The organism is Aminobacter sp. P4_H6_2 (genome assembly GCF_056400805.1).
Genome location: NZ_JBFUKO010000231.1, coordinates 1 through 7,856 on the forward strand (window position 1 = coordinate 1; position 7,856 = coordinate 7,856).

Consider the following 7,856-nt stretch of genomic DNA (forward strand, 5'->3'; position numbering starts at 1 on the left):
CCCATCGAAAGCTGCAGCGTCCGCGAAGCCAGTCCGGCGGTGCTGTCTTCGGGGTCGACCGAATGATGGATTTCCTTGGTCGCCTTCCACACCAGGAACAGGCCGCCGGCGATCAGGATCAGGTCGCGCCAGGAGAAGCCATGGCCGAAGGCCTCGAAGACCGGCTCCTTGAGCGCCACGATGAAGGAGATGGTGGCAAGCAGCACGAGGCGCATGATCAGTGCCGCGCCGATGCCAAGCCGGCGAGCCGAAGCGCGCTGCGCCTCGGGCAGCTTGTTGGTCAGGATCGAGATGAAGATCAAATTGTCGATGCCGAGCACCACCTCAAGTGCGATCAGCGTCAACAGCGCCACCCAGGCGGTCGGGTCGTTCATGAAGCTGAGATACGGCGTCAGGAATTCGATCATCTATGCGTCCCCTTAGTCCTTATGGATAACAATCGAGCGGCCGCGAGGCCGCTCTTGCAAAAAATTGCAGTGCTCAAGTGTCGCGCGTCCAACCGGAGGCGCAGCGCTCTAACATTTGCTGACTTGTTGCGAGCAAGTAGGTATCCACTGGCCCCTCGTCAATGTCAGGACCAGAAGGAAGGTACGGTTTCTTCGAGGCGCGGGCCGCGACGCAATGGCGCGATCCGCTCGGCAAGACCCGTGCGGTCGGAGATGTCGACGCCGACACCGCAGATCGTCGCCGGCCCGTTGGCCGCCTCGAAGCGGCCCTTCGGCACCTTGGACAAGAAGCGGTTGAGAGGCTCCTCCTTGTCCATGCCAAGCGAGGAATCATAGTCGCCGCACATGCCGGCATCGGTCAGGTAGGCCGTGCCGCCATTGAGGATCTGGTGGTCGGCGGTCGGCTGGTGGGTATGGGTGCCGACAACGAGGCTGGCGCGGCCGTCGACGAAATGGGCAAAGCACATCTTTTCGCTCGTCGCCTCGGCATGGAAGTCGATCACCACCGCATCGGCCTGTTCGCCCAGCGGGCAGGCGGACAGTTCGCGCTCGCCGGCCTGGAACGGGTCGTCGAGTTCGGGATGCATGAACACCCGGCCCATGATGTTGGACACCAGGACGCGCGCGCCGTTCTTGGCGATGAACAGACCCGAGCCGCGGCCTGGCGTGCCCTTGGGAAAATTCGCCGGGCGCAGGAAGCGCTCCTCGCGCGGCGCGAACGCCAGTGCCTCGCGCTGGTCCCACACGTGGTTGCCAGTGGTCACCACGTCGGCGCCGGCGTTCAGCGTTTCTCGAAAGATCTCTTCGGTGATGCCAAAGCCGCCGGCGGCGTTTTCGCCGTTGACGATGACAAAATCGAGCCGGAAATCCGAAATCAAGCCCGGCAACTGGTTCCACACCGCAGTGCGTCCAGCCTTGCCCACCATGTCGCCTAGAAAAAGAAGTCTCATGAAATCATCTACAATTCAGGGGCGAAGCTGCGCAACCCGCTTTCGGTCAGTATTTCGGGGATGACCACGTCGTGGTTTTCTTCCGGCACGCGCTCGACCTCCTGGCAATCGAAGGCGATGCCGATCAGCCGGGGGTGCTTGCCGGCATCCTCAAGCTTGGCGATCGCGCGGTCGTAGTAGCCCGCGCCGTAGCCAATGCGGTGGCCGCGCGCGTCGAAGGCGGCAAGCGGCACCAGCATGATATCGGGGTCCAGAACATCGGCCTCCTCATGCGGGCCGACAGTACCGAATCCCATGTCGACCATGGGGGCGCCGCGCACCAGTTCGCGGAAAACGATCGTATGCTTGTCGAGGATCGCCGGCAGGCACAGCCTGGCGCCATGCTCGCGCAGAGCAAACATCATCGGCCTGACGTCGACCTCCGAGCGCATCGGCCAGAAGCCGGAAACGATGGTGCCGGGCTCGATTGGAACGTTGTCACGCGCGGTCTCGGCCATCTCCAGCGAGGCCTCGATGCGCCAGAACTGGTCGAGCGCGTCGCGGCGGGCCAGCGCTTCCTTGCGCAACTGCTTCTTGATCTCGCGATGGGAAGTCATGCCGGTGTTCGCCCCCGTTCTCCTGTCGTCGCAAGTGTTTGGCACATCATTTGTTGCCACGGCAACCAAGGATGTTGTCGCGTTGCGCGGCTAAGGCCAAACAGGATTGATTGGGTGGGGGAAAGTGACGATCCACACAACCGGTGGAGAAGTCGATCCCGGAGACCTACAAAGTAGGTGGGCGCCGTGTGAAAAGACCCACGGGTCTTCCCAGTGACAGCTCCCTAAGGATCGTTAAGGCCCCGGGGAAAATGCTCTCCTGCCGAGAAGCGCAGATCGTCACAGCCAATATAGGCGCTATGGATTCAATGCGCCATGGCAATGCTGCGGTTCTCGCGACGATATTTGTGCTGCGGGTGGAGAGGTTTTCCACGACCTGCAAATTTCTCGGCGTTTTTGAGTTCCTACCCTTTCACCGTCGCGATCCTTCGCACCCCCCTCTGGCCTGCCGGCCATCTCCCCCACAAGGAGGGAGATCAGTCGCGTCGACGGTGGCGCTTATCCTGCAGGTTCGCAGGGATAAACGTTGTAACGTTGGTGATTGGCTGAGGCGCCGATGAAGGCATGATCTCCCTCCTTGTGGGGGAGATGGCCGGCAGGCCAGAGGGGGGTGCGAAGGATTACGACACTGAAGACTCGCTACTGTCGCTACCTGTCAGCACTCCGCGTGGATAGACGCGCCTGTTTCTCCACGCCAAGGGGCGAAGGGACGTTGCGCTTGCCCCATCGCCCGCACCTCCCTAGTGTCGCCACCGACGAATTTGGAGTTTCGCATGCGTTTTGAAGGAACGTCGGCCTATGTCGCCGACAAGGATCTGATGGTGGCGGTCAACGCTTCGATCGCGCTCGAACGCCCTCTTCTGGTCAAGGGTGAGCCAGGCACCGGCAAGACCGAGCTGGCGCGCCAGGTCGCATCAGGCCTCGGCCTCGAGATGATCGAATGGAATGTCAAATCCACCACCAAGGCGCAGCAGGGCCTCTAYGARTATGACGCGGTSTCGCGSCTGCGCGACAGCCAGCTYGGCGAYGRGCGCTTYAACGACATCAARAACTACATCAAGCGCGGCAAGCTGTGGGACGCGTTTGCAGCCGGACGCAAGGTAGTGCTGCTGATCGACGAGATCGACAAGGCCGACATTGAGTTTCCCAACGACCTGTTGCAGGAACTCGATCGCATGGAGTTCTTCGTCTACGAGACCGGCGAGACGATCCGCGCGGAGGTGCGCCCGATCGTCATCATCACCTCCAACAACGAAAAGGAGCTGCCCGACGCCTTCCTGCGCCGCTGCTTCTTCCATTACATCCGCTTTCCCGACGTCGATACGTTGCACAAGATCGTCGAGGTCCACTATCCCGGCATCAAGCAGAGTTTGGTGCGCGCGGCGCTCACCCAATTCTATGAGATCCGCGACGTGCCAGGCCTCAAGAAGAAGCCGTCGACCTCCGAGGCGCTCGACTGGATCCGCCTGCTCGTTGCCGATGACGTCGCACCCGAAGACCTGCGCGCCGACCCGAAAAATGCGCTGCCCAAGCTGCATGGCGCGCTGCTCAAGAACGAGCAGGACGTGCATCTGTTCGAGCGCCTGGCATTCATGGCCAGAAGGCAGGGGTGAGGAACGGTCCGCGCAGCGGACGGACAACGATTTTCCACGCTGTGGACCGTTGGCCGCATGGCAATGCTGAGGCAGGTTCCAGCCAACCGACGCAATCACGAAAGGCATAGCCATGACCGACATCACCATCCGCCCGCTTGAGCTTGCCGACCATGCCGAATGGCGCGGGCTGTGGACCGCCTATCTCGATTTCTACAACACGGTGCTGCCCGAGAACATCTACGAACTCGCCTGGAAGCGGCTGTTCACCGACGGCGAATTCGAGCCCAAGGGCCTGATTGCCATCGTCGACGGCAAGGCGGTCGGGCTGACCCATTATCTCTACCACCGTTCGGGCTGGTCCGAGGCCAACAACTGCTACCTGCAGGACCTGTTCGCTGACCCAGCCGCACGCGGCAAGGGCGTTGGTGCGGCACTCATTCAAGCGGTCAAGCAGGAAGCGGCCAGGATCGGCGTCTCCAACGTCTACTGGATGACGCATGAAACCAATGCCACCGCGCGCAAGCTCTACGACCGCGTCGCCCGCCTCACCGGCTTCGTCGAATACGATTTGCTCTAGGCCTGACGCAAGCTGAGCAGCCCGGGCCGCTCAACCCGCGCTATTGGCCACCCACTTGTGCCACTGGGCAGCGTTGCCACGGAAGACGTTGAGATCGATCTTGCCGTCGACGCCGTGCGACAGGCCCGAACCCGAATACTGCCAGAACACCCAGTTGCGGCCGGGATAGACCTTGGACGGCGGCTCGGCCACGGCGCGCAGCCAGAACGGGTAGTTCTGGAAGTGGCCGCGCAGGTTGTCGCGGTAGAAGTCGGGCGCGGTGTAGATGACCGGGCGCTGGCCGTAATGACGCTCCAGGATGTCCATGAAGACCTGCATCTTTTCGCGGATCTTTTCCGGGCTGTGGCGGCGCTTGCAGCTCGACTCGCCATTGTATTCGACGTCGATCACCGGCGGCAGGGCGCCGGCCACCTTGGGCACGTTGCGGATGAACCAGTTGGCCTGCTCGCCGGCGGTGCGGCACCAGTAGAAGAAATGATAGGCGCCGCGCTTCAGACCGGCGGCCTCGGCTGCGCGCCAGTTCTTCTTGAACATCGGGTCGAGGTGGTCGCCTCCGTCGGTGGCCTTGATATACGCGAAGTTGGCGCCCTGGGTGCGCAGCTTCGGCCAGTCGATCTCGCCCTGCCAGCGCGATACGTCGACGCCATGGACGGCGAAATTCTTCGGCGACATGGCCTTGCCGAAATTGATCGGCTTGGCGTCGCGGAAACGGCGGCCGTAAATCTGGCCCGGCGCGAAAGGCGTGGCCTTCATCGGGTTCGACGGGGCGACCAGCGCGATCGGCTTTGCCCCCGGCAATGGCATGTCTTCAAGTTCGATCGCTGGCGCCGTCGGTGCCGCGGGCATAGGCGTCGGCATGGCCATCGCCACTGCTACCGGCGGCTCGACCAGTGTCATCGGTGGTGGTGCGGCCATCGCCTGTTGCGGCATCGGCCGTTGTACTGCGGCAGGTGCCACATCGGCCGATGGAATGGGGCTCGCTGGCCTTGCAACGGAACTCGTCGTCTCGGACGATGTCCCTGCCTGCGCCATGAGGTCGCCCAGCCCCGAGCTGGAGGTGCAGCCGGCCAAGGCCATGCTGGCGAGAAGGATCGCTGACGCAGCTGAAAAACGCATTGTTACCCGTACGCAAAACGAGACCGCCGACGGCAAGACTCGGGCCCCCGAACTCCACTGATTTGAATTGCTAACGGGAAATTACCAAAAAAGACTGAATCTTATTTTTACCTTTGAGTGTGGCATCGAAGCGACCCGACACCGGCACCACAGGCTTGCTTGCCGCGACGATGCGAAGCAAAGTGCCGCCATGTTCATACCGTTCTTTCTCGAACTCAAGGCGGCCAAGGTCCCGGTCTCGCTGCGGGAATATCTGGCGCTGCTCGAAGCACTCGATGCCGATCTCGTCAGCTATGACGTCGAGGGCTTTTATTACCTCGCTCGTGCAACGCTGGTGAAGGACGAGCGCCATATCGACCGCTTCGACCAGGTCTTTTCGCACTACTTCAAAGGCGTCGAGGCGGTTGCCGGTGAGAGCGCTGTCAATGTCGCCGACATTCCCGAGGAATGGCTGCGCCGGCTTGCCGAAAAGACGCTCAGCGACGAGGAAAAAAAACTGGTCGAAGCGCTCGGCGGTTTCGAAAAGCTGATGGAGACGCTGAAGCAGCGCCTTGAGGAGCAGAAGGGCCGCCATCAGGGCGGCTCAAAGTGGATCGGCACATCAGGCACCTCGCCCTTCGGCGCCTATGGCTACAATCCCGAGGGCGTGCGCATCGGGCAAGCCGAAAGCCGCCACCGTCGCGCGGTCAAGGTCTGGGACAAGCGCGAGTTCAGGAACTTCGACGATAGCGTCGAGCTCGGCACCCGCAACATCAAGGTGGCGCTCAAGCGCCTGCGCCGCTGGGTGCGCGAGGGCGCGGACGAAGAACTCGACCTGCCGGGCACCATCCACGCCACGGCCGATCATGGCTATCTCGACGTCAAGACGCGGCCCGAACGGCGCAACGCGGTCAAGCTTTTGATGTTCTTCGATGTCGGCGGTTCGATGGACGACCATATCAAGGTCGTGGAGGAGCTGTTCTCGGCCGCGCGCGTCGAGTTCCGCCAGCTCGAATATTTCTACTTCCACAATTGCCTCTACGAAGGCGTGTGGAAGGACAATCGCCGCCGCCATCAAGAGGTCTTGCCTACGCTCGACGTGCTCCACAAATACGGCCACGACTACAAGGTGATCTTTGTCGGAGACGCTTCGATGAGCCCATATGAGATCGCTTATGCCGGCGGTTCGGTTGAACACTGGAACCCGGAACCTGGGGCTGTGTGGCTGCGCCGCGTGCTCGAACAATGGCCCAACGCCGTCTGGCTCAATCCGACGCGGGAAAAGCACTGGGGCTACACAAGCTCGATCAAGATGGTCAGTGAGATATTCTCCAGCCGCATGTACCCGCTGACGCTGGCCGGACTTGAAGCCGCAACGAAACAGCTGTCGCGCAAACACTGATTCCCTTCACCGCGAAGTGATGCCCTGTCATCAGCGAACGCTCGTAACTATCTGTGCGAAGAAAAGACAAAGCATGGGAGACCATAGCATGGACACCAAGACCTACCCCGTCATCCGCACCGACGCCGAATGGCGCGCGCTGCTGACGCCCGAGCAGTACCAGGTGATGCGCCACCACGGCACCGAGCGGCCGGGAAGTTGCGCGCTGCTTTATGAAAAGCGCGCCGGCACCTTTACCTGCGCTGGTTGCGACCAGCCCTTGTTTGAATCCAAGCTGAAGTTCGAAAGCGGCACCGGTTGGCCGAGCTTCAACGATCCTGTCGAAGGCTCGGTCGAAAACACCGTCGACCGCAGCTACGGCATGGTGCGCACGGAATGCCATTGCGCGCGCTGCGGCAGCCATCTTGGCCATGTCTTTCCCGATGGTCCGCCGCCGAGCGGCCTTCGCTACTGCATCAACGGCGTGGCGCTGAACTTCGAGCCGGCGAGCTGAGCCTCAAAGCAGGCTGGCGAGGATGATCCACAAAGTGGCGCCTATCTTTATCGTGCCGGCATTGGGCGTGCCTGCCATGTCGGCGGTGCGCAGCACGCTGCCATAAAGGAATAGATTGTAAGGCAGCGGGATCAGGTGCACGGCGACCGCAAACAATGCCGACATCTTGGCGGCCAGGATCAGCAGCGCAATGATCGTGGTGACGACATTGATCAGGCTGCCGACCGTGACCATGTCGCGCCAGAACAGCTGGCCAAGTGGCACTTCGCCGTTCCAGCGCCGTGAGAAGAACGCGGAAATGCCGCCTTGCCTGCCGATGGGACCGGTGCTGCCTGAAGGATGGAATTGCCCTGCACTCGTCATCTCGTGACCTCGCATCATCTTGATCGGCGGTCGCTGCCCTTACATGGTTCGGGATCGGGCAGCTAGCCTATCACACCATCCAAGGGCCGCCTTGTACAGGTCGGAGCATCGCTTCGGCTTGGTCGCGCTCGACCTGACCCTGCTTGCGCAGGCGGATCAGTGCCCCAAACGGGTCAAGAAACGAAGAAATTCGCAGGCAAATGCCTCGCGCGGAAATATGCGGCCGAGTTGCCTCGCCTTTCTGCGTGAAGGCGACTGCGCATGTGCCGGCGATCAGGTCCAATCCGTCTTCCGTGCCGATGCGGAATGCTCGCGAAGAGCGCGAATGCGGCCCTGCTT

10 protein-coding genes and 1 other RNA gene are annotated in these 7,856 nt (G+C 61.7%); 4 read left to right on the forward strand and 7 right to left on the reverse strand.

All coding sequences use genetic code 11. From position 1 onward, the window contains the following. The 4 genes from AC1DUU_RS16865 to ssrS all read right to left on the reverse strand — a co-directional run. Positions 1-407 (reverse strand): TerC family protein (locus AC1DUU_RS16865; protein WP_476784558.1); only part of this gene is annotated, 407 nt, incomplete at its 3' end. A gap of 164 nt (positions 408-571) precedes the next feature. Continuing rightward, a complete protein-coding gene (locus AC1DUU_RS16870; protein WP_476784559.1) occupies positions 572-1,396 on the reverse strand; it encodes a TIGR00282 family metallophosphoesterase in 825 nt (274 codons plus the stop codon). Between the two features lie 8 nt (positions 1,397-1,404). Further along, complete coding sequence (locus AC1DUU_RS16875; RefSeq protein WP_476784560.1) at positions 1,405-1,992, reverse strand: 5-formyltetrahydrofolate cyclo-ligase; 588 nt, start codon at positions 1,990-1,992, stop codon at positions 1,405-1,407. A 125-nt stretch (positions 1,993-2,117) separates the two neighbouring features. Next, positions 2,118-2,273, reverse strand: a non-coding RNA gene (gene ssrS, locus AC1DUU_RS16880) — 6S RNA. A gap of 492 nt (positions 2,274-2,765) precedes the next feature. Here ssrS and AC1DUU_RS16885 point away from each other — a divergent pair. Together AC1DUU_RS16885 and AC1DUU_RS16890 are read left to right on the forward strand one after the other, a co-directional pair. Further along, the gene (locus tag AC1DUU_RS16885; protein WP_476784561.1) at positions 2,766-3,605 is read left to right on the forward strand and encodes an AAA family ATPase; all 840 of its coding nucleotides are present in this window, start codon (positions 2,766-2,768) and stop codon (positions 3,603-3,605) included. A 112-nt stretch (positions 3,606-3,717) separates the two neighbouring features. After that, positions 3,718-4,164, forward strand: a complete 447-nt coding sequence (locus tag AC1DUU_RS16890; protein WP_476784562.1) for an N-acetyltransferase family protein — start codon at positions 3,718-3,720, stop codon at positions 4,162-4,164. 30 nt (positions 4,165-4,194) lie between these two features. Here the strand turns inward: AC1DUU_RS16890 and AC1DUU_RS16895 are convergent, their stop codons facing one another. Further along, positions 4,195-5,280: a glycoside hydrolase family 25 protein gene (locus tag AC1DUU_RS16895; protein ID WP_476784563.1), complete on the reverse strand. Its 1,086-nt coding sequence runs from the start codon at positions 5,278-5,280 to the stop codon at positions 4,195-4,197. A 190-nt stretch (positions 5,281-5,470) separates the two neighbouring features. Here AC1DUU_RS16895 and AC1DUU_RS16900 point away from each other — a divergent pair, with 190 nt between their 5' ends. Continuing rightward, a complete protein-coding gene (locus AC1DUU_RS16900; protein ID WP_476784564.1) occupies positions 5,471-6,661 on the forward strand; it encodes a vWA domain-containing protein in 1,191 nt (396 codons plus the stop codon). 88 nt (positions 6,662-6,749) lie between these two features. Beyond that, entirely contained in the window at positions 6,750-7,154 is a 405-nt protein-coding gene (gene msrB, locus AC1DUU_RS16905) for a peptide-methionine (R)-S-oxide reductase MsrB (RefSeq protein WP_476784565.1), read from the forward strand. Between the two features lie 3 nt (positions 7,155-7,157). Here msrB and AC1DUU_RS16910 read toward each other — a convergent pair whose 3' ends face one another. Both AC1DUU_RS16910 and AC1DUU_RS16915 read right to left on the reverse strand, forming a co-directional pair. Further along, positions 7,158-7,517 carry a hypothetical protein gene (locus AC1DUU_RS16910; RefSeq protein ID WP_476784566.1) on the reverse strand — a complete coding sequence of 120 codons (360 nt, stop codon included), beginning with the start codon at positions 7,515-7,517 and terminating at the stop codon, positions 7,158-7,160. Positions 7,518-7,587: 70 nt separating this feature from the next. Beyond that, complete coding sequence (locus AC1DUU_RS16915) at positions 7,588-7,800, reverse strand: hypothetical protein (RefSeq protein ID WP_476784567.1); 213 nt, start codon at positions 7,798-7,800, stop codon at positions 7,588-7,590. Positions 7,801-7,856 lie beyond the last annotated feature (56 nt).